We start from the raw sequence: 21,642 nt of genomic DNA, 5'->3' as shown, positions 1-21,642 counted from the left end.
TGACCTAACCGCCGATCGTGCGGTCCGACGGCCAGAACGGCCGCCGCAATTCGCGCTTGTTGACCTTGCCCATGGCATTGCGACCGACCGTTTCGACAAGGTCGATGCTGCGGGGCCGCTTGTATCCGGCAAGCTTTTCGCGGGCGAAGGCGACAAGATCGTCGACCGTCACGGCCGCGCCTGCGCGCGGGACGACCAGCGCCTTCACCTCTTCGCCCATGTCGGCATTGGGCACGCCGATCACGGCGACATCCTCGACCGCGGGGTGCGTGATCAGCACCTGCTCGATCTCTGCAGGGTAGATGTTCACCCCGCCCGAAACGATCATGTCCGATGACCGGTCGGTGATGAAGACATAGCCTTCATCGTCGACATAGCCGATCTCGCCCAGCGTGAAGACGCCCGGTTCGATGTGCGCGGCGGCGGTCTTTTCGGGATCGTTGTGATAGACGATGCCGCGCCCGGTGGGATCGCGGAAATAGAGCTGCCCGGCCTGGTTGGGCCCAAGCCGCGTGCCGTCTTCGGCCACCACCACCATTTCCAGCGGCGGCACCGCCTTGCCCACCGAGCCGGGCTTGCGCAGCCATTCCTCGGACGTGATCATGTTGGTCGTGCCCGCCTCGGTCGCGCCATAGGCATCGACGAACACCGGCCCCCACCATTCGATCATCGCGCGCTTGACCTCCACCGGGCAGGCAGCGCCGGTGTGCGGGACCGAACGCAGGCTCGACAGGTCATAGCGGGTGCGCACCTCTTGCGGCAGCGCGAGCAGGCGCTGGAAGTGCGTCGGTACCATCACCGATGTCGCCACCTTGTGCCGTTCGATCGCCACGAGGATCTGTTCGGCATCGAACCGGGGCAGGATCACCAGCGGGCGCCCGCCGCCAAGCTGGCGCACCGATCCCAGCGGCCCGGTGTGGTAGTTGGGCCCGACCAGCAGCACCGGCCCGGGATAACCCTCGTCGGTGTGGGCGAGAGCCACCTGTTCGCGCAGCGCGCGGAACAGGCCGGTCACGTCAGCTTCGCGCGGGAACATGCTGGGCGGGGTTTCCGCGCCCTTGGGCCGGCCCGTGGTGCCCGAGGTATAGTGCATGTAGGGCAGCGGCGGCATGTCCTCTGGCGGCGGCGCCTCGCTGGCACCGGCCAGCCAGCCGTCCCAGTCGGTGACGCCGTCGATCCCTTCGCAATCCCAGCCGATGACCAGATCGATCCCCGCCGCGCGCGCCGCCTCTACGCCGACCGCTGCCGTCTGCGGCCCGACGAACAGCGCCCGTGCGCCGCTGTCCTTCAGGATGTAGGCGAGTTCCTCTGCGGTCAGGTGGAAGTTCGCCGGCACGCCCGAAACGCCCGCATGCAGCATGGCGAGGTAGGCCAGCGCGCATTCGGTCGAATTTTGCGCGAACACGGCGGCGCGCGGCGGATCGCCAAGATCGGTGGCGAGCAGCGCGTTGGTGGCGCGGTTGATCAGGCGGTCGAGTTCGGCCCAGCTGACGGTCAGGCGACCATCGGTGACGGCCATGGCATCAGGCGTGGCCCGGGCGCGTTCGGCGGCAACAAGCGACATCGGTACTCCCAGGAACGTTGGTCTTGTCGATCGACCGGATATCGCGCGCCGACGCATCGAAGGGATCGAGGCATCGGCGTGCGGCAAGGATAGGCGCGCGTGCCCCCTTGAGGCACTCACACTTGGATCAGGTGGCGCACCTGGATCGGGCAGGCAGAGCGTCGGAACCGGGCGGCCTCAGACCGCCGCCGCGTCCTTCGCCCGGCCTTCGGCCAGCATCGCATCGATCATCTGGTGCATCTTGCGGATGCGCAGTTCCGAATAGCGGCCCAGGTGACAGACCCCGGTGCCCGATGCTTCCATGCCGGTCTGCACGTGCGGCAGGTTCGCCATGTCCTGTTCGAACACCGCGGCAAGGCCCGCCGACATGCCGGCCTTCGGCCCGTATTCGACCATGCTTTCGTCCAGCCCGATCTCGAACACCCGCGCGGGCTTGGGCCGGGGCTGCCCCTTGGGCACGCGCTTCAGCATGTAGATGTCCATGATCGAGGTGGTGTGATCGTGCCCGTTGGGCCGCCAGCGATAGACCAGGTTCGGCATGTGCCCGGCCCAGAAGCTCATGTGCGGCCACACGTTGTAGAGCAGCGCGTCGACCATCTCGGCATCGGAGGCTGCGCTGTAATCGTGGCCGTCCTCGCCGCCGAGCGACTTGCGCGTGAATTCGGCCATGAACGTGCGCGCGGTCTCGCCATCGGGCACGCTGAGCGCCGCATCCGCCTTGCCCGCAAGCGAGCGCGAGCCGACGCCGAGCACCGCCTGCACCACTTCGTCCTGGCTGACTTCGCGGTCCATGTAGGGGCTGGGCACCATCTGCGCCGAAAATTGCCGCGTCACGTGTTCGCTCAGGATGTCGTACTGGCTGTTCACGTCGGCCAGATAGGGCAGCAGCTGCGGGTGCGTGGTGATCGCGTGGTGGCTTTCCATGAAGGCTTCCGCCGCTGCCTTCCAGTTGCACGGCACGATCTTCTGCACGTGGAAATGGATGTAGCGATCGTCGTGGGCATATCCTTCGAAATGCTCGGGCATGGGCGAAAGCACGCTGGCGAGCGGGGCTGCGTCCTTGTCCATGTTGAGGAAGACATAGCCACCCCAGGTCTCGATCTTTGCCTGCGGCAGCGAAACGTCCCGATCCTGCCACTGCGGGAAGTCCCACGAAATCGGGTTGTCCTTGAAGCTGCCGTCGGTGTTCCAGGCGATGCCGTGGTAGGGGCAGCGGAACTCGTTCTTGCAGCCGCCGAACGTTGCCAGCTTGCGCCCGCGGTGAAGGCAGGAATTGTAGAAGGCCCGGATCGCGCCATCGTCCTGCCGCACGATCAGGAAGGACTTGCCCGCGATTTCATAGACGTAGGTATCGCCTGGATTGGGGATTTCCTCCTCGCGGCAGGCCATCTGCCAGATGCGCGGCCACAGGTACTTTTCCTCGGCCCGGGCGAAAGCGGGATCGAGGTAGCGCTGCACGTCGACGCCATCGGTGCCGATATCGGGCACCGGCCCTTCGCGCAGGTGTTCGGGAATCGGCCGGGTGTCGCGCTCGAGGATCTCCTCGTAGGTTTCCGCCGGATGGCGATCGGGGCGGAAACTGCGGGCTTCGACGTTCATGATTGTGACCTCCGGCGCTGGCCGCGCGCGTGCGTTGCATCCTCTTCGCCCAAGAAACTAACACATCATGCAAACTTGTGAAGTCCGCACGCGAAGCTTTTGTGTATCAAAGTGCAAGGCGGCTTGAGACGCAGGCGATTCGCGGCCAAGTGGATGGCTTTCGCGGCGCGCGACTTTGAAGGGGACAGGGCAATGGCCGATACCGACGGCGAACTGGTGCTGGTCGATTTCCCGGCGGACGGGGTGCGGCGGCTGACGCTGAACCGGCCCGAAAAGCGCAACGCCCTGTCCAACCCGCTGCGCGCTCGGCTGTTCGAACTGCTGGAACAGGGCGATGGCGACGATGCGGTGCGCGTCACCATCCTGCGCGGCGCGGGTCCTTGCTTTTCGGCCGGCTACGACCTTTCGGGCGGCACGGCGGCGCCCTATCCCTTCCACACCGCGCCCGGCGCCGGCCACTGGGCGCGCCACGTGGTCGAAGGCGCGTTCCGCATCTGGGACCTGGCCAAGCCGGTGATCGCGCAGGTCCATGGCTGGTGCCTTGCCGGCGGGTCCGAACTCGCCACCGCCTGCGACCTCGTCTACGTGGCCGAGGACGCCAGGATCGGCTACCCGCCGGTGCGCAACATGAGCCCGCCCGACAACCAGTTCCACGCCTGGATGTGCGGCCTGCGCGGCGCGATGGAAATGATGCTGACCGGCAACGCGATCGACGGGCACGAAGCGGTGCGGCTGGGCTTTGCCAACCGCGCCTATCCCGCCGACCAGCTCGACGCCGCCGTGGTGGCGATGGCGCAGCAGGTGGCGCAAGTGCCCAGCGACGTGCAGGCGATCAACAAGCGCTCGGTCCACCGCGCGATGGAGATCATGGGCCTGCGCGCCGCGATCCGCGCCGGCACTGAAATGCAGGCGCTCGCCCTCACCACCCAGACCAGCCAGCAAGCCTTCGCCGACGTGCGCGAAGGCCTCACCCGCGCCCTCAGCGCCCGCGACGCCGCCTTCGGCGACTACCGCGAAGGCGAGGCGAAGGAGTAGGGTTGCGAGGGTAGCGCCCGGCTGCACAGGCGGAAAGCGGACGAACCTCTCTACGTCATGCCAGCGAAAGCTGGCATCGCTCCCGGTCTACAGTGCGATGCCGTCCCGCATCTGTACGTCGTTGCGGCATTCTTCTGCCACGCTGACGATCTGCTTGTCGGCGATCGATCCCAGCCTCGCTGGGATGACGTTAGTTGAGTGGGAAGCTGACTCTTCCCTATTCGTCATGCCAGCGAAAGCTGGCATCGCTTTCGGCAAAGCGCTCGATCAGATCAGATATTCCAAAAGGTCGTCCCAGCCCGGATTGGCTTGTTCGATCAGCCGGATTTTCCATTCCCGCTTCCATGCCTTCAGCGCCTTCTCACGCGATGGCATCCTCGATTGAAACATGTCGTTCGGCCAGCACTAGACGGCTGATCCCGTACTTGCGACAGAAAGCCGATCCCGCGCCTTGCCTGTGCTGCGCCATACGCGCAGCCAGATTGCTGGTTACGCCAATGTAAAGCACACCGCCCGGCTTGTTGGTCAGAATGTAGATCCAGCCGCCATGCTCCATCATCCGACCATCGCATCGCGACGAGAGCGATGCCAGCCTTCGCTGGCATGACGGTTGGGAGTCAAACGTCCGCAATTGGGGTTACGAGACCCTAGACCTCACCCACCCCCCCCAAGCCTATCCCTTCCCCGCTCCCGCCAGCGGGCGCAGCAGGTTGTAGACGCCGGTCATCGTCATCAGCGTCGTCTCGCCGCGCAGCAGGCGCCCGCTGGTGTGCGCGATCCTGGCGCCCAGCCGGTCGATCCGCACCTCGCTGGTCAGCCAGTCGCCGAGCTTGGCCGGGGCGAGGTAGTTGACCGCCATCGACACGGTGGTGATCGGCAGGCCGCCTTCTTCGAGCAGGAACACCTGGTAGCTCAGCGCCACGTCGGCGAAGGTTGCCAGCACCCCGCCGTGCGCCGCCGAGACATAGTTCACGTGGGGGGCGGTCACCCGCATGGCGAGGCCGCGCACCCCATCCGCCTCGGGCACGAAGTAGGGGCCGCTCTGGTCCAGGAACGGCGTGCCGAACCGCACCCGCTTCCACCCCGCCTCGGGCTGCGCCGCACCGTCCGTCATCAGGCCCTCACGATATTGATACGATGATCAATATCTGCAGGAAGGCTGGATGCAGCGCAAGCCCGATGGGTGCGAAGGTTCAGCGCTGCGCGGCGACCTTGCCCCGGTCCGCCGTGCGGGCCTGCAGGAATTCGGACCCTGCGCGCCATTGCGGCCAGCGCGTCGAATTGGCGAGATCGCGTCCCACCCGGTAGGCCAGCGTCGCATCCTGCGCGGCGCTCGCGAAGTTCATGTTCTTGCTCCATGCATCGCAGGTCTGGTGATAGCAGCGCATGTAGGCTTCCAGCCACGCCTGCCCCGCCGCGCGCCCGCCATCGACCAGATCGGGTGCGCCGCTGATCGCCATCAGCAAAAGCGTGGGCACGCCGCGCTTGGCGAGCGGGAAGTGGTCGGCGCGATAGAACAGGCCGCGTTCGGGCAGCGCTTCGGGCGTGACGATGCGTCCCTGCGCGCGGGCGGCGGCGGCAAGGTCGTCCTCCAGGCTGTTCTGCCCCTGCCCCACCAGCATCACGTCGCGCGATGGGCCGCCGGTCTGCAGGATGTCGAGCGTGATGTTGGCGACCGTGTCAGCCGCGCGATAGACCGGCTTGGTGGCATAAGTCTCCGATCCCAGCAGACCGCGCTCCTCGCCCGACCAGAAGGCGAAGACCACGCTGCGCGCCGGCGCCGGCCCGCGGCGGAAGGCGCGCGCGATGTCGAGCAGGCCGGCAACGCCCAGCCCGTCGTCGTTCGCGCCAGGCCGGATCGTGCGCCCCTGCGCATCGGGCGCGCCTTGGCCATAGGCATCCCAGTGCGCGCCATACATCACCACTTCCTTCGGGCGCTTTGCGCCATCGAGCTTGGCGAGCACGTTGCGGCTCATCAGCGCCTCGTGCGTCACCGGCAGGTCGGCGGAGAAGGTGAGGCCAAGGTCGACGGGGCGGAAATCCGCCGAACGCGCCGCCTTGCGCAGCGCGGCAAGGTCCTGCCCTGCCGCCGCGAACAGACGCCGCGCGGCATCTTCCTGCAGCCAGCCCTGCAGCGCAACGCGCGGCGGCGCGGCGGCGATGTCGTAGTTCTCGCCGCCCGGCGCGGTCACCGTGTTCCAGCCATAGCCCGCACCCGGCGTATCGTGCACGATCAGCGCGCCGATAGCGCCGCGCCGTGCCGCTTCCTCGAACTTGTAGGTCCAGCGCCCGTAATAGGTCATGCGCTTGCCGCCGAACTGGCCTGCGACCGGCTCGCCCGCAGCGGCTTCGAAATCCGGATCGTTGATCAGGAACACGGCAACCTTGCCCTTCAGGTCCACGCCCTTGAAATCGTCCCATTTCCGCTCTGGCGCCGACACGCCATAGCCGACGAAGACCAGCGGGGCGGCGGCGATCTGCACCCGGTCGACCGGGCGCACCGTGCTGACATAGATGTCGCGCAGCTGCACCAGCGGGATGGCCTGCCCCCGCCCGTTCGCGGCCATCGTGCCGTCCTTGCCCAACTGCGTGCGCACCAACGGCACCGCCTGAGTCCACGAACCATCGGGGCCGCCGGGCTTGAGGCCGATCGCCTTCAGCTGGCGCACCAACCAGTCGATCGTCTTGTCCTCCCCCGCCGTGCCGGGCGCGCGGCCCTCGAATTCGTCGGAGGCGAGCACCTTGACGTCGGCCGACAGGCGCTCGGCCGAAATCGGCAAGGGTGCCTTGGGCCGCGCTGCCTGCGGCTTGGCCGATGCGGTGGCAGGAAGGGCGATGCCGATGGCCAGCGACACGGCCAGAGCGGTGGGAAGTTTTCTTTTCATACCCGCTGTCTAGCCGAACGGGGCAGGCAATCCATCCCCCTCCTGGCCATGCGGGCAGCGCGTCTGGCCCGTCCAGCGTGGGCCAAATAGCAATCGGGCCATCGGGGTTGCGCTTGCCGACGGCTTTCCCTAGGGCGTCGTCACGTCGGGGAGTAGCGCAGCCTGGTAGCGCATCTGGTTTGGGACCAGAGGGTCGTAGGTTCGAATCCTATCTCCCCGACCATCCTTCATCGCTGGAAGATCGCCGGGCTAAGCGCTTGGCTCGGTCCCCGAGCCGAAGTCAGCCTGACCGACTCACACCCAATCATCCGGCGGCGAGCCCGGACGATAACGCCGTGGGGAAGTGTACGGACCTGCGCGACCGGCGCGGGCGCCATGCGTGGCGCTGCGCGTGGAGGGCAAGAGGAACGCTGTGGCGAGTGGCCGGCGGGGCGTTGGCTATCCCGGATCGGCTCAGCCTGAATTCGGACGGGGGCTCGAAACCCGGGCGGCGGCTCGCAAGGCGGCCCGGTCCGTAGCGATAAGTCCCTGAAGGATCAGCCCGGACGGCTTCGATCGGCGTGGAAGCGGATCTTCGGCAGGTCATGGGGCACTGTGACTTCAGGGAGGCGCATGCACGCGGTTGAACCACCGCACCACATCCGCCCGTCCGTTGCAGTGGCTTGGGTGTGCCCGGGACTGGGGCTTAACGCCCTCGCTGACCGCTTCCGAGGAAGCGGCCTCCCGCAGCGCCGACCCGCGCCGGTCGCGTCGGGCCTTTCCCAGCGTGGAGATTGGCCCGAAGGAGCGAAGAGCAAGCCGGCCATGCCGCTCCCGGTCCGTGGGCTGGCCTATAACCTATATGGTACGTTTTGTCAAGATTGGGTTAGAACAGGATAGATGCGAGGGGGTGACCCCCTCGCGCTCCCGGGACGTCTTCCGGCGCATTTGTTGTGTTGGGGGGTGGGTGTTGCGCCCTGTCTCGCTGTTGCGCTTGGGAGAACAAGGGCAGCCCTTCGACAGGCTCAGGGCGGGCGGTGTGGGGGCGTGGGGTGTTCGTTCCTCAGACGTCATGCCAGCGTAGGCTGGCATCGCTGGCGGTTTGCGGAACGGTGGCGCGCTAGGCGGCCAGCGATCCCAGCCTTCGCTGGGATGACGTTTTGTGCGCTCCCACACCCCGCCCATCCTGAGCTTGTCGAAAGATCGCTTTTGCGTTTTCGGGCGCACGTTTCGCCTTGCCCACTCCCCTGCCTTCAAGGGACAGCCTGCCAGCCGCGCGATATTCAGATCTGGGAGAGTGTGGAGGCCCGAGCCGGAATCGAACCGGCGTAAACGGATTTGCAGTCCGGTGCGTAACCACTCCGCCATCGGGCCCCGATGCGCATCAGCGTGGAAGGGGGCGGTTAGCGGAGGTGGCGGCGCGCCGCAACGGGATTCTTCGTCCTAGGCAAGGGCGAATGAGAGTTGGCGGGTGGCGGGGTCCGACTTTTCGAGCCGGACCGGAAAAGTCTGGCCGGGGCGGGCATCGGCGGCCTTGACCCGCGCGATGACGGGAAGGCCTTCGAGCTGGATCCGCGCGCTTGCGCCTTCGGCATCGGTGACGATCGCGCCGAACACCTCACCTTCGCGGCCGTGAAGCATGACCGTTTCCGCAAGGTCCACCACGGCGCGCTCGATCCGGCCGGCGATGGCATCGGCGCGCGCCATCACGTCAGGCAGGCGGTCGAAAGCCTGGGTCACTGCGTCGGGCACCTGTGCCCCCTGCGCCAGGGCCAGCGCGGCGCGGATGACGTAGCGATCGGCCAAGCGGCGCAGCGGGGCGGTGGCGTGGACATACGGCGCGGCGATGGCGGCGTGCCAGGGTTCGGCCCCGGCATGCCAGGGCGCATAGCCCGCCCCGCTGCCGGCGCGCCGGACCGCCAGCATGAAGCCTGCCTGCGCCGGATCGCGTGCATCGAGGGTGCGTTCGAAATCCTTGAGATCGACTGCCGCGGGCCAGTTCAGGCCCAGCGCATGGGCGCTTTGGCGCAGTCGCGCGACAGCCCTTTCATCGGGCCCGGCCATGACCCGGAACAGGCCGGTGCGATGGTCGAGCAGGAAGCGCGCGACGGCGAGGTTGGTGGCGAGCGAAAGCGCGGCATTGGCGGTTTCGCTCGCCAGCATCGGCCGGAACGACAGCGCGAACCGCTCGCCGGCAAGACGCTCGACTTCCTGCTGCGGCGGATCGACGCGCGCGGCCCCGCGCCGCGCTTCGGCCGCGGCGATCCGTGACGCAAGATCGGCGAAGGGTTCGGGCAGGTCCGCGCTTGCCACGCTGTCGTAGGCCAGCTTGGCGCGGCTGTGGACCACGGCCCGCTCAACGCCTTCGAGCCGGGCTTCGCCTTCGGGATCGACCCGCACGACAAAGACAATGGCAGGGCGCGGCCCATCGGGCAGCAGGCTGGCGCGGTTTTCGGCGAGCACCGGCGGGTAGAGCCCGGCCTTGCCATCGGGCAGGTACAGCGTTTCGCCGCGATGCCAGGCTTCGACATCGACCGGATCGCCATCTTCGACGAACCACGCGACATCGGCGATGGCATAGCGCAGCAGCAGATCAGGCCCCGTCCGCTCGATCAGGAAGGCCTGGTCGAGATCGGTGGAGCTGGCCGGATCGAGCGTGACGAACGGCAGGTCGGTGCGATCGACATGCTGCGTGGGCGCGCGGTTGGCGGCGCGCTCGGCCGCCGCCAGCACCTGCGGCGGGAACGCGCGGGGCACCGCGAATTCGCTGCGGATCGCATCGAGGCCCTGCTTCAGGATACCCTGCGGATCGTGCAGGGCCTTCATCGGCGGATTTCCGTCACGTCAGGATCGACTTGCTTCAGGGATCGACGAATTCGGGCGCGCGCTTTTCCATGCCGGCGCGCACCGATTCGAGCTGGTTCTTGGAATACATCAGTTCCTGCTGCGCGACGCTTTCGGCGATCAGGACCTGGTCGACCGACATGTCGGGCGCGCGGTTGCACAGCGACTTGGACCCGCGCACCGCCGAGGGGCTCTTGCCGGCAATCTCGCGCGCGAGGGCGAAGGCCTTCTCCAGCGGATTTTCGTCGACGTGGGTGGCAAAGCCCAGGGCGTGGGCCTCGGCCCCGGTGAATTCGCGGTGGGTGTAGATCAGTTCGCGCAGCACGTCGTCGCGCACGTTGCCCTTCCACAGCGCGAAGCCGGCCATGTCGGGGACGAGGCCCCATTTGACCTCCATCACTGCCATGCGCGTGGCGGGATGGACGATGCGGATGTCAGGCCCGCTCGCCACCTGCAGGCCACCGCCGAAGGCCACGCCGTGCACCGCCGCGATCACCGGCATCGGCAGCTTGCGCCACACCATCGCCGCCTGCTGCGGCCGGTTGGCATTGCCATGCGTGCGGTTGAGCAGCGAGTTTTCGCCTTCCCAGCGGCTGGTGTTGCCAAGGCTGGACAAGTCGATGCCGGCGCAGAACGCGCGCCCCGCGCCCGACAGGACGACTGCCCTTACCCCGCGTTCATCGTGGAGATGCTGGCCGGCGGCGACGATCGCTTCGAACATGGCATCGTCGAGCGCGTTCATCTTGTCGGCCCGATCGAGCAGGACGTGGGCGACGTGATCCTCGATCGTGAGCGAGACGCGATCATTGAAACGCATGGGTGTTCTCTCCCGGGAATGGCTTTGCGCCATCGTTGCCGATCCTTACGCTAACGTAAAGGGCGAGCGGGAGGAATGGGCCGGAAGCGCGAGGCTTCCGGCCGTGTTTTCCTTGGCCTCAGGCGGCCGAGGTGTTGACGCCCATCGACTGCAGGTAGCGCTTGATGTTGCGCGCGGCCTGGCGAAGGCGCTGTTCGTTTTCGACCATGGCGATGCGCACGAAGCCTTCGCCATCCTCGCCATAGCCGACGCCCGGTGCGACCGCGACTTCGGCATGGGTGAGCAGCTGCTTGGAAAATTCGAGGCTGCCCAGGTGCTTGAGCGCGGGCGGCAGCGGCGCCCAGGCGAACATCGAGGCGGGCGGGCTGGGGATTTCCCAACCGGCGCGGCCGAAAGCCTCGACCATCACGTCGCGGCGCTTCTGGTAGAGTTCGCGATTGCGGGTGACGATGTCCTGCGGCCCGTTGAGCGCGGCGCAGGCCGCCGCCTGGATGGGCGTGAAGGCGCCGTAATCGAGATAGGACTTCACCCGCTTGAGCGCGGCGATCAGCTTGGGGTTGCCGACCGCGAAGCCGACGCGCCAGCCTGCCATCGAGAAGGTCTTGGACATCGAGGTGAATTCGACCGCCACGTCCTTCGCGCCCGGCACTTCCAGGATCGAGCGGGTGGGCTTGCCGTCGAAATAGAGCTCGGAATAGGCAAGGTCGGACAGGATCCAGACCTTGTTCTCCCTGGCCCAGGCGACCAGCCGTTCGTAAAAGGCGAGATCGACGGTTTCGGCAGTGGGGTTCGAAGGATAGTTGACGATCAGCACCGAGGGGCGCGGCACCGAGTACTTCATCGCGCGATCGAGCGAATCCCAGTAGCGATCGTCCGGAGTCGTCGGCACCGAACGGATCGTCGCGCCGGCGATGATGAAGCCGAAGGTGTGAATCGGGTAGCTGGGGTTGGGCGCCAGCACGACATCGCCCGGCGCGGTGATCGCGGTGGCGAGGCTGGCAAGGCCCTCCTTCGAACCCATCGTCATCACGACTTCGGTTTCGGGATCGAGTTCGACGTTGAAGCGGCGGCCATAGTAATTGGCCTGCGCGCGGCGGATGCCGGGGATGCCCGACGAGGCCGAATAGCCGTGCGCGCTGGGCTTCTGCGCAACTTCGCACAGCTTGTCGATGATGTGCTGGGGCGGCGGCAGGTCCGGGTTGCCCATGCCGAGGTCGATGATATCCCGACCGGCGGCGCGTGCTGCGGCCCGCATGCCGTTCACTTCGGCGATGACGTAAGGCGGCAGGCGCTTCATGCGGTAGAATTCTTCGTCCACGACAGGTTACTCGTTGTTGCGCGGCAGGATCGCCGCAGCACCGCCTTACGGCAATCAACCGGTCAAGGGAACCTTGAGGGTAACAACCGGGCGCAAGGCGTGTATAGATCGGGCGACGCGGCCCCGCGCCGCACGGCGACGTAACGGACAAGCACCGATGACTTCGAACTCTGCCACCCCGCCCGCAGGTCAGGACAGCGCAGTGATCGAGGACCTTTTCCGCCAGCAGGGCGACGCGCTGCGCGCGATGTTCGCCCCGCTGATGCCGACGGAGCACAGCCAGTTGCCGGACCCGGCCGATCTGCAGCTCTGGGCCATGTCGGCGGCCAAGCTGCAGAAGATGTGGCTCGACTTCGGGGCCGAACGGGCCGGCGCGATCGAGCCGGCGCTGGCCAAGCTGGGCGATGCCGAACGCTGGTCGAACCTTGTCAGCCAGTGGTGGACGGCGATGCCGCTGGCCGCCGCCGAAGTGCAGGCAAAGCTGTGGGACGACAGCGTGGCGATGTGGACCAAGGTCCTGTCGCAATATGCCGGCGGCAAGCCCAAGGCCGAGGTGGAACTGCCGCGCAAGGACCGCCGCTTTGCCGATCCGCGCTGGCGCGACCAGCCGGTGTTCGCGCTGCTGCACCAGACTTACCTGCTGCTGGCCGAACGCATCAACGCGCTCGCCGAGGAGACGCAGGGCCTGCCGCCCGAAAGGAAGGCGCAGCTGCGCTTCCTGACCCGCGTGATTACCGACGCGATGAGCCCGGCCAACTTCCCTACGACCAACCCCGTGGTGATCGAGCGCACGCTCGAAATGAAGGGCGAGAACCTGGTCAAGGGGGTGGAGCACCTGCTTGCCGACTTGCGCAAGGGGCAGCTTACCCACACCGATCCGCACGCGTTCGAGCTGGGCCGCAACATCGGTGCGACGCCCGGCAAGGTGGTGCACGAAACGCCGCTGTTCCAGCTGATCCAGTATTCGCCCACGACGGAAACCGTGATCGAGACACCGCTGGTGATCTTCCCGCCGTGGATCAACCGGTTCTACATCCTGGACCTCAACCCCAGGAACAGCTTCATCCGCTGGGCGGTGGCGCAGGGGCTGACCGTGTTCGTCGTATCGTGGAAGTCAGCCGATGCGAGCATCGCCGACGTGACGTGGGACGACTACATCCGCGCGCAGATCGAAGCGATCGACACCGTGCGCGACCGCCTGGGCGTGGCAGGCGTGCACACCATCGGATATTGCGTGGCGGGGACCACGCTGGCCGCCACGCTGGCGCTGCTGGCGCGGCGGGGCGAGGCGGACAAGGTTGCCACGGCCACCTTTTTCACCGCGCAGGTGGATTTCGAGAAGGCGGGCGATCTCAAGAACTTCATCGACGAAGGCCAGCTCAAGTTGCTGGAGAGCCTGGCCACCGACGGCGTGCTCGACGGGCGCTACATGGCGGCGACGTTCAACCTGCTGCGCAGTCCGGACCTGATCTGGAACTATGTCGTCAACAACTACCTGCTGGGGCAGGACTATCCGGCGTTCGACCTGCTGCACTGGAACGGCGATACCACCAACCTGCCGTTCAAGTGGCAGAAGGCGTACCTGGAAGACCTCTATCGCGACAACCGGCTGGTCGTGCCCGACGCGATGATCGTCGATGGCACGCCGATCGACCTGCGCCAGATTGCGACGCCATGCTATATCCAGGCGGGGCGCGAGGATCACATCGCGCCGGCCGAAAGCGTGTGGAAGCTGACGCGGCATCTGGCCGGCCCGTGGAAGTTCGTGCTGGCGGGTTCGGGCCATATCGCCGGCGTGGTCAACCCGCCCGAAGCCGGCAAGTACCAGTACTGGCTGAACGACGCCGACCCCGCGACGCTGGCGGCGTTCATCGAAGGCGCGCGCGAGATCAAGGGCAGCTGGTGGCCCGACTGGATCGACTGGATCAAGTCGAGCAGCGCGAAGACCGTGCCCGCACGCGGCAAGCGCGCGCCCGGCGGCAAGGGCGACCGGGTGATCGAGGATGCGCCCGGGCGCTATGTGAAAACCCGGTGACACCGACGCAAGCCGGATCCCAGCGAAGGTTCGGTTTCGGATGAAACAGTTGCTGCACCGCAGCAAATCTCACTTGACTTAGCACCCGCAGCACCTATTTTGTGCAGTGCAGCAAAGGCTGGATCCGTTCCTGTCGGCGCTGCTCGTTGCAGGAGTTGCCAGTCATGGCCGACGAAGTGAAGCAGGACGCACCTTCCGTTGAAGTGCCGACGGATGCCGTTGCAGAGGCAGCCGCCGTGTCCGAATCCAGCGTTGTCGATGCCATGCCGCCAGTGCCTGCGCCGACCAAGGCCGCCCCTGCCAAGCGCGGGCCCGGCAAGGTTGGCGCTGCGCCGGCGAAGCGTGCGAAGCCGAAGGCGCCCGCGGCCATCGTGGCCGCAGCACCGGTTCCGGCCGCGCCGGTGGTTTCCGAAATTCCGGAAGCCCCGATCCCTGTGATGAAAAGCGTCAAGCCTGCCGCCGCTTCGCGCAAGACGAAGTCGCCGGCGCCGAGGAAGGAACAGTTCAAGATGACCACCCCCACCGAATTCACCGAAAAGTTCCAGTCTTCGTTCAAGGACGCCAGCGAGAAGGCCAAGGCCGCGTTCGGCGACATGGGCGCGTTCGCCAAGGGCAACGTCGAAGCCATGGTCGAATCGAGCAAGATCCTCGCCACCGGCCTCCAGGAAATGGGCAAGGGCTACGTCACCGAAAGCAAGTCGGCGATGGAAACCCTGACCGCCGAGCTCAAGGACCTGACCACGGTCAAGTCGCCCACCGAGTTCTTCGAAAAGCAGACCGCCCTGCTGCGCAAGCAGTTCGACGCGGCCGTCGCGGTGAGCTCGAAGAACAGCGAAGCCATGCTGAAGCTGGCCAACGAAGCGTTCCAGCCGATTTCGACCCGCGTCAGCCTCGCGGTCGAAAAGATGAAGCAGGCCGCCTGACACCAACTTCGGCGGCGCGTTCAAATCGGCGTGCACACGCCGCCAGTGGCCTGCAGACGACGGGCCGGAAGGGTTCGCCCTTCCGGCCCGTTTGTCATTCTGCAAGGACTTTGGGTCAGGTCGGCTCAGCCCCTCTTGTACCAAGGGGCGTGCAATGCGATATTTGCGGTCACATCATGGCAGACTTCGAAATCCTGACCCCCGCCGCGTTGCAGGCGGAAGGCGCCATCGGCGTAGAGTTGCCGATCATGGCGGGTGATGACGATTCGCCCGGCGGCCCCGGCGGCGGTGATCTTGTCGGAATAGCCACCAAGACCCGTGCGCGGCCCAAGAAGCCGAGCATGTTCAAGGTCTTGATGCTGAACGACGATTACACCCCGATGGAATTCGTGGTGATGGTGCTCAAGCGTTTCTTCCACATGGACCTGGAGCAGGCGACTCGCGTCATGCTCCACGTCCACCAGAAGGGCGTCGGCGTCTGTGGTATTTTCCCTTATGAAATTGCCGAGACCAAGGTGAATCAGGTGATGGATTTCGCGCGGCAGAACCAGCACCCGCTGCAGTGCACGCTCGAAAAGGCCTGATCCGCCAGCCGGACCTTCGTCAGGCGAGATGAGGCGTTGCGGATCGCTGGTGCGCCAGCGCGCGAAGCAAAGCGGCGCACACGGCCATGCTCACCGACCCCGCGCCCTGTGACGACGCCGAATGCCCCCCGGCCAGCACGACCGTGGCGGAATGGAGCCCCGCATCGTCCCGGCTGGCGCAATATTGGCAGTCCACCGGCAGAAGCGCGAAAGCCGCGCTTTCGTAAGCACCGGAATCGGCCAGCAGACTGATCCACATGCCTTGGCGCGATGCGCCCTGCTCTCCCCCTGCACCGCCCGGCGATTCTATCCCCATGACCTGCAGCACGCGCGCCAGTCCCCAGCGCTGCCGGTCGGCTGCCAGCGATTCGCACTGGTCGGCAAGGTCAGAGAGTTTGGCCGGGGGAAGGGTCAATCGTATGGCCTGCCCGGCGACACCTGCCGGCAGGATGTATTCCCGATCGATCACGTCGACCCTCGCGGCCAGAGCGTGACGGAACAAACGCGCGGTCCGATCATATCTGCTGGAATATTGGCCATTTGCCGAGCCCACTAACACTCGTTCAGGGAAGTTCAATAACTTTCGTTATGATCCCCCGGGCAGTCGGGGTGAGCCTCGCCGTTTTTGTCCTTCCGCAGCCGGGGCGGACGGGCTAGTCCCCCTCGGTCATCCATGGCCCCGCTGCCTGCAGTCGAGAGCGATCGAAGCGCCCGTGAAGTTTCTTACTGCCACCGACAAGTACATCGCCCGGCTGGTCATCACGCCGATGCTGGCGGTCTTCGTGATCGCGGCGTCGCTGCTCGTGCTCGACAAGATGCTCAAGCTGTTCGACTTCGTCGCGACGCAGGGCGGCCCGGTGACGGTCGTGTTCAAGATGCTGGCCAACCTGCTGCCCGAATACGCGAGCCTTGCGATCCCGCTGGGGCTGATGCTGGGCATCCTGTTCGCCTTCCGCAAGCTTGCCACGTCGTCCGAGCTCGACGTGATGCGCGCGGTCGGCCTGTCGTACACCCGGCTGCTGCGCGTGCCCTATATCTTCGCGATCGCGCTGGCTGCTCTGAACCTGCTGATCGTCAGCTACCTGCAGCCGCTGTCGCGCTATTATTACGAGCAGCTCAACTACGAGCTGCGCTCGGGCGCGCTGGGCGCGTCGATCAAGGTGGGCGAGTTCAACTCGCTGCAAGACCGCACCGCGCTGCGCGTGGAATCGAGCCGCGACGAGGGGCGCGACCTGCAGGGCATCTTCGCCCGCATCGCCACCGGCGAGGGCCAGGTGCTGGTCATCTCGGCGCGAGAGGGACAGTTCTTCGCCAACAAGGAGAATCCGGACACGGTGATCCTGCGGCTGACCGACGGGCAGATCGTGCAGGACGGCCCGGGCGTGCCCAGCCCCCGCGTGCTGAGCTTTGCGAGCCACGACCTGCCGATCGATCTTCCCAAGATCGAGCAGTTCCGCCAGCGCGGCGACAAGGAGCGAGAGTACTTCCTGCCCGAATTGCTCAAGATGGGGTGGTCGGACCAGTCGAGCGCGCTCGCCAAGGCGCAGAGCTGGGCGAGCTTCAACTATCGCATCACCGAAGTGGTGATGATGTTCCTGCTGCCACTGCTGGCGGTGGCGCTGGCGGTGCCGCCCAAGCGATCGAGCTCGGCCCTGGGCGTATTCCTGTCGATCGTGATGGTGGTCGCCTATCACAAGGTGAACCAGTACGGTCAGGACGTATCGAGCCTGGGCAAGATCGACCCGATGCTGGCGCTGTGGGGGCCGTTCGTGCTTTTCGCCGCGCTGATCATGTGGATGTACTGGCGCATCGCCTATGTCCCCGGCGGCCAGCCGATCGGCGCGCTGGAAACGGGCTTTGCCAAGATCAGCAAGCGCGTGGCGAAGGTGTTCGCATCGCGCCACCAGCGCCCCGCGGACGCACCAGAAGAGGGTGAAGCCGGTGCAGCTTGAATTCTTCCCGTCGCGCACGGTCACGCTCTACATCGCCAAGATGTTCGCCACGCGCATCGTGGCGGTGCTGCTGATGCTGGTGCTGGTCCTGCAGATGCTCGACCTGTTGAGCGAAAGCGGCGACATCCTTGCCGCACCGGGCAACGGGCAGGCGCAATTGCTGACCTATGTCAGCCTGCGCATGCCCCAGCTGATCAGCCGCTTCCTGCCCTATTCGGTGCTGCTGTCGACGATCATCACGCTGATGACGCTGAACCAGAACAGCGAAGTGGTGGCGATGAAGGCCGCGGGGCTTTCGGCCCACCAGATCCTGGCGCCGCTGTTCCTGGTCGCGGCCGTGGTATCGGTGGTGACATTCGGCTTCAACGAGCGGGTGGTGACGCGCTCGAATGCCACGCTGAAGGCCTGGGAGGCGGTGAAATACGGCCCGATCCCGCGCGACAGCGATGTGAAGGCCAACGTCTGGCTGCAGGACGGGCAGAACATCCTGTTCGCCAAGTCCGTCGAAGGGCGCGGCGATGCGACGCGGATGGTCGACGTCAGCTGGTATCGGCGCGATCCCACCGGCATGGTCACCGAGATCGTCCGCTCCACCCAGGCGACCTATGCGCGCCCCGGCTGGCGCTTCGCCGATCCCACCTCGTTCGACGTGCAGAGCGCGCGCCGGACCACGTCGCAAGGCACGCAGGTTTATGCGCGGCAAGTCGAACCATCGCAGATCATCCTGCGCAAGGCCGACGCCGATGCCGAATCGCTGCCGCGCCTGTCCGGATCGATCCAGGCGATCCGCGATGCCGGATACCGGACCACCGAGCTGGAAGGCAAATGGTGGCACAAGATCTCGGGGCCGCTTTCGGCGCTGCTGATGCCACTGCTGGGCGCGGTCGCCGCCTTTGGCCTTGCCCGTTCGGGCCAGCTGTTCGTCCGCGCCGTCATCGGCATGGCGCTGGGCTTTGCCTATTTCGTGGTCGACAATGCCGCGCTCGCGATGGGCAACTTCGGTGGCTACCCGCCGATGCTTGCAGCCTGGGCGCCGTTCCTGCTGTTCCTGCTGATCGGCGAGACCGTACTGGTGCGCACCGAGGAATAGACGGTCAGGCGCCGCGCCGCATCGAGCTGCGCGCGAGCCGGGCGAGCATCGGGAAAAGGCCGGGATAGTTGGCCCCTTCGTAGGTGGACGACACGCCGAGGTGCGCGCGAATGCGGCGATGGCATTCGGCCAGCGAATGATAGGGCATCGAGGGCAGCAGGTGGTGCAGCGCGTGATAGCGCAGGCCCACCGGCGCCCAGAGCGCGGTGAACATCGCGGGCGGCGGCACGTTGACCGAATCGAGGTACTGCCCGGTCACCGACATCACCTCGCCCTCGTTCTCCCACAGGTGTGCGACGAGCGTGCGGATCTGGTTGAGCAGCGCTGTGGCCGACAGCACGCCGATCGCGACCAGCAGCGGCCGCCAGCCGTGCGTTGCCGACCAGCCGAGCACGAACCACGACCACGCAGTCGCGCCCAGTTCCTGCCAGAACACCATACGCGCGAAATCGCCCTCGGGCTTGCGGCGGCGATACTGCGGGTTGATCGAAAGGGCCGAGGCCCGTTCCCACACCAGGGTGCGCAGCGGCGGGACCAGCGCGCCCAGCGGCACGAGGATCGCCGAGCGGATCAGCAGGCCGATCGGAAGCAGCAGGGCCGTCAGCGCGAACACCGGCAGCGTCCACGGCTTCATCAGCGCCAGCGGCAGGTATTCGGGATCTTCCGCCGTTCCATAGCGCGTGCGCGCGTGATGCAGGGTGTGGACGCCTTCGTACATGAACGAAGGGATCAGCACCGGAATGCCCACCAACACGTTCCAGCCGAAGCGGAAGCCCGGCAGCGCATCGCGGTGGATGTGGGTCAGTTCGTGGATGAACAGCAGCGCGCGGTAGAGCGCAACCGCCGACAGCGCGCCGAGCAGGATCGTCACCACCGGCTGTGTCGTCGCGATCGCGCCATAGAGCGCAAGATAGCCGACGGCGGCAGAGGCCAGCATGTCGGGCCAGTAGATTTCGGGCCGCGCCTTCGCGATATCCCGCGTCAGATCGGCCGCGGCGCGCAGCATCGCCTTGTCTTCGGGCATGCCCGCAAGGTTGCGCTTGTGCACCTTTGCATCGGGCGCGGACGGAGCGCGGTCCAGGGTATCGGAGGCAATCATCGGTTTCGTTCCAGTCTGACCCGGGGCCGTTCTGGGGCCGGCCTTCTTGGCTTGCCGCCACGAATGTGGGGGTGCGGCTTGACAAGGCGGCGCACCCGGTCGCACTTCGCCCGGGACCCGCCCCCTAGAAGCAAACAAAGGCAACATCGTGGCACAGGCCGAAGTAGTGATCACTCCCGTCACCGGCAAGGCCGACCGCAATGCGTTCGTGGACTTGGCCTATCGCTTGAACGCCAGCGACCCGGCCTGGGTGCCGCCGCTGCGCATGGATGCGCTTGAGCTGGTGACGCCGGGCAAGAACCCGTTCTTCGACCACGCCGATGTCCAGCTGTTCCTGGCGCGGCGCAATGGCGCGGTGGTGGGGCGCATTTCGGCGCACATCGACCACCTTGCGATCGCGATGGACCCGGCGCAGGGCATGGGTCCGGGTGTTGGCAACTGGGGCCTGCTGGAAGCCGAGGACGAGAGCGTTGCCCACGCGCTGATCGCCAAGGCCGAGGCGTGGCTGCGCGACAAGGGCATGCACCGCGTGCTTGCCCCGCTGTCGATGTCGATCTGGGAGGAGCCGGGCCAGTTGACCAAGGGCTTCGACCAATCGCCTACGATCATGATGGGCCACCAGCCCAAGCGGTACGACGATTACATCAAGGCCGCCGGATATACCCCGGCCAAGACGCTCAAGACTTATGAGCTGGACATCACCCAGGAGTTCCCGCCGCTGATCCAGCGGATCGTCTCCTCGGGCGAGAAGAACGCCAAGATCCGCATCCGCAACGTGGATCGCAGCAAGTTCGACCAGGAAGCGGCGCTGATCCTGGACATCCTGAACGATGCCTGGTCGGACAACTGGGGCTTCGTTCCCTTCACCGATCGCGAGATCGCCTACGCCGGCAAGAAGTTCAAGCCGATCGTGCGCGAGGACCTGATCATGGTGGCCGAATACGAGGGCGAGCCCGTCGCCTTCATGATGACGCTTCCCGACCTGAACGAGATGATCAAGCCGATGAACGGGAAGTTGTTCCCCTTCAACTGGGCCAAGCTTCTGCTGTGGCTGCGCAACCCCAAGCCCCGCACGATGCGCGTGCCGCTGATGGGGGTGCGCAAGAAGCTTCAGGCATCGCGCCTGGCAAGCCAGCTCGCGTTCATGATGATCGAGTACATCCGGCGCAATTCCGTGACGCGCTACGGCTCAACGCGCGGCGAGATCGGCTGGATCCTGGAAGACAACCAGGGGATGGTGGCGATCGCCGATGCGATAAACAGCCACGTGAACAAGGAATACGAAATTTACGGCAAGTCGTTGACCGGCTGACCCTTCGGCCGGGAACACGGGTCCGGTCACCGTCGTTCGCTTTCGATGCAGGGGTGGCCTGCGTCTGATGGGGTCATGGCATGACGAGCAAGCGTATGGTCCGAGGGAACCGGGTGCTGCCGGGGCGCGCCCTGATCGTGGAAGACGACGCGCTGGTCGCCATGGACATTGCCGAAGCGCTGGCCGACAGCGGCGCGGAACAAGTTGTCGTCTGCGGATCGATCGCCGCGGCGCTGCACGAGATGGAAAAGGTCTGCCCCGACCTGCTCGTCCTGGACGTCCGCCTGGCGGATCGCGACGATGGCTGGTCGCTGGCCGAGCTTGCCAACCAGCTCAACCCGGTTCCGCCCTTCATCGTCTTCTCGACGGGCAGTCCGGCAAGCATTCCTCCGGAAACGGCGGCGCTCGGCCATGTTCTGGTCAAGCCGTTTCCGCCCGAGGCCTTGGTGCGGCTGGTCAGCGAACGGCGCCCGGCGGCAGGCCTGCTCGCCAAGCTGCGGAGCGGCGCGCCCCGCTGATCCTTCATGCCGGATTCCGGCCCGCGTGACCCAATCTGTCGACGGACGTAAAAAAAAGGCCTCCCCCGGACTGAACCGGCGGAGGCCT

General features: G+C 66.2%; 17 protein-coding genes, 2 tRNA genes and 1 pseudogene. 9 read left to right on the top strand and 11 right to left on the bottom strand.

The genetic code is table 11. From position 1 onward, the window contains the following. Positions 1-4 precede the first annotated feature (4 nt). Positions 5-1,564, bottom strand: coding sequence for an AMP-binding protein (locus AACH40_RS01175; protein WP_338643865.1), 1,560 nt, complete (start codon positions 1,562-1,564; stop codon positions 5-7). Positions 1,565-1,741: 177 nt separating this feature from the next. After that, positions 1,742-3,163 carry an aromatic ring-hydroxylating dioxygenase subunit alpha gene (locus AACH40_RS01170; RefSeq protein ID WP_338643864.1) on the bottom strand — a complete coding sequence of 474 codons (1,422 nt, stop codon included), beginning with the start codon at positions 3,161-3,163 and terminating at the stop codon, positions 1,742-1,744. A gap of 192 nt (positions 3,164-3,355) precedes the next feature. Here AACH40_RS01170 and AACH40_RS01165 point away from each other — a divergent pair, with 192 nt between their 5' ends. Next, a complete protein-coding gene (locus AACH40_RS01165) occupies positions 3,356-4,198 on the top strand; it encodes an enoyl-CoA hydratase-related protein (RefSeq protein ID WP_338643863.1) in 843 nt (280 codons plus the stop codon). A gap of 267 nt (positions 4,199-4,465) precedes the next feature. Here the strand turns inward: AACH40_RS01165 and AACH40_RS01160 are convergent. From AACH40_RS01160 to AACH40_RS01150, 3 genes and pseudogenes are all read right to left on the bottom strand, one after another. Then, a pseudogene (locus AACH40_RS01160) lies at positions 4,466-4,754 on the bottom strand (GIY-YIG nuclease family protein). A gap of 117 nt (positions 4,755-4,871) precedes the next feature. Further along, positions 4,872-5,312, bottom strand: coding sequence for a PaaI family thioesterase (locus AACH40_RS01155; protein WP_169494713.1), 441 nt, complete (start codon positions 5,310-5,312; stop codon positions 4,872-4,874). Positions 5,313-5,391: 79 nt separating this feature from the next. Continuing rightward, a complete protein-coding gene (locus tag AACH40_RS01150; protein ID WP_338643862.1) occupies positions 5,392-7,083 on the bottom strand; it encodes a M28 family metallopeptidase in 1,692 nt (563 codons plus the stop codon). Positions 7,084-7,229: 146 nt separating this feature from the next. Between AACH40_RS01150 and AACH40_RS01145 the strand changes: the two genes are divergently transcribed. Next, positions 7,230-7,306, top strand: a tRNA-Pro gene (locus AACH40_RS01145). 1,056 nt (positions 7,307-8,362) lie between these two features. Here the strand turns inward: AACH40_RS01145 and AACH40_RS01140 are convergent. The 4 genes from AACH40_RS01140 to AACH40_RS01125 all read right to left on the bottom strand — a co-directional run bounded on the left by AACH40_RS01140 (position 8,363) and on the right by AACH40_RS01125 (position 12,041). Beyond that, positions 8,363-8,436 (bottom strand) — tRNA-Cys (locus tag AACH40_RS01140). Between the two features lie 69 nt (positions 8,437-8,505). Continuing rightward, on the bottom strand, positions 8,506-9,888 hold the full coding sequence (locus tag AACH40_RS01135; RefSeq protein WP_338643861.1) for an RNB domain-containing ribonuclease: 1,383 nt from the start codon (positions 9,886-9,888) through the stop codon (positions 8,506-8,508). 34 nt (positions 9,889-9,922) lie between these two features. Next, positions 9,923-10,723: a crotonase/enoyl-CoA hydratase family protein gene (locus AACH40_RS01130; protein ID WP_338643860.1), complete on the bottom strand. Its 801-nt coding sequence runs from the start codon at positions 10,721-10,723 to the stop codon at positions 9,923-9,925. Between the two features lie 118 nt (positions 10,724-10,841). After that, complete coding sequence (locus tag AACH40_RS01125; protein WP_338643859.1) at positions 10,842-12,041, bottom strand: LL-diaminopimelate aminotransferase; 1,200 nt, start codon at positions 12,039-12,041, stop codon at positions 10,842-10,844. Between the two features lie 157 nt (positions 12,042-12,198). Here AACH40_RS01125 and AACH40_RS01120 point away from each other — a divergent pair, with 157 nt between their 5' ends. The 3 genes from AACH40_RS01120 to clpS all read left to right on the top strand — a co-directional run bounded on the left by AACH40_RS01120 (position 12,199) and on the right by clpS (position 15,583). Next, positions 12,199-14,076 carry a class I poly(R)-hydroxyalkanoic acid synthase gene (locus AACH40_RS01120; protein ID WP_338643857.1) on the top strand — a complete coding sequence of 626 codons (1,878 nt, stop codon included), beginning with the start codon at positions 12,199-12,201 and terminating at the stop codon, positions 14,074-14,076. Between the two features lie 164 nt (positions 14,077-14,240). Beyond that, positions 14,241-14,999, top strand: coding sequence for a phasin family protein (locus tag AACH40_RS01115; RefSeq protein WP_338643856.1), 759 nt, complete (start codon positions 14,241-14,243; stop codon positions 14,997-14,999). A gap of 248 nt (positions 15,000-15,247) precedes the next feature. Beyond that, a complete protein-coding gene (gene clpS, locus AACH40_RS01110; protein ID WP_206069687.1) occupies positions 15,248-15,583 on the top strand; it encodes an ATP-dependent Clp protease adapter ClpS in 336 nt (111 codons plus the stop codon). A gap of 19 nt (positions 15,584-15,602) precedes the next feature. On the opposite strand, the gene AACH40_RS01105 is transcribed toward clpS, so the two are convergent. Then, positions 15,603-16,052 (bottom strand): hypothetical protein, encoded by a 450-nt coding sequence (locus tag AACH40_RS01105; protein ID WP_338643855.1) that lies wholly within the window; start codon positions 16,050-16,052, stop codon positions 15,603-15,605. A gap of 244 nt (positions 16,053-16,296) precedes the next feature. Between AACH40_RS01105 and lptF the strand changes: the two genes are divergently transcribed. Together lptF and lptG are read left to right on the top strand one after the other, a co-directional pair. Beyond that, entirely contained in the window at positions 16,297-17,535 is a 1,239-nt protein-coding gene (gene lptF, locus AACH40_RS01100; protein ID WP_169494721.1) for an LPS export ABC transporter permease LptF, read from the top strand. Beyond that, positions 17,525-18,625, top strand: coding sequence for an LPS export ABC transporter permease LptG (gene lptG / locus AACH40_RS01095; RefSeq protein WP_338643854.1), 1,101 nt, complete (start codon positions 17,525-17,527; stop codon positions 18,623-18,625). The genes lptF and lptG overlap by 11 nt, the downstream gene beginning before the upstream one ends. Positions 18,626-18,629: 4 nt before the next feature. Here the strand turns inward: lptG and AACH40_RS01090 are convergent, their stop codons facing one another. Then, positions 18,630-19,724, bottom strand: coding sequence for a fatty acid desaturase (locus AACH40_RS01090; RefSeq protein WP_338643853.1), 1,095 nt, complete (start codon positions 19,722-19,724; stop codon positions 18,630-18,632). A gap of 148 nt (positions 19,725-19,872) precedes the next feature. On the opposite strand from AACH40_RS01090, the gene AACH40_RS01085 reads away from it, so the two are divergent. After that, entirely contained in the window at positions 19,873-21,036 is a 1,164-nt protein-coding gene (locus AACH40_RS01085; protein ID WP_338643852.1) for an N-acetyltransferase, read from the top strand. An 80-nt stretch (positions 21,037-21,116) separates the two neighbouring features. Next, positions 21,117-21,554: a response regulator gene (locus AACH40_RS01080; protein WP_338643851.1), complete on the top strand. Its 438-nt coding sequence runs from the start codon at positions 21,117-21,119 to the stop codon at positions 21,552-21,554. Positions 21,555-21,642 lie beyond the last annotated feature (88 nt).

Source organism: Novosphingobium olei (genome assembly GCF_037076535.1).
Lineage (GTDB): Bacteria > Pseudomonadota > Alphaproteobacteria > Sphingomonadales > Sphingomonadaceae > Novosphingobium > Novosphingobium olei.
Note: the sequence above shows the minus strand (reverse complement) of the source record. Positions and strands in the feature narration are given on the sequence as shown.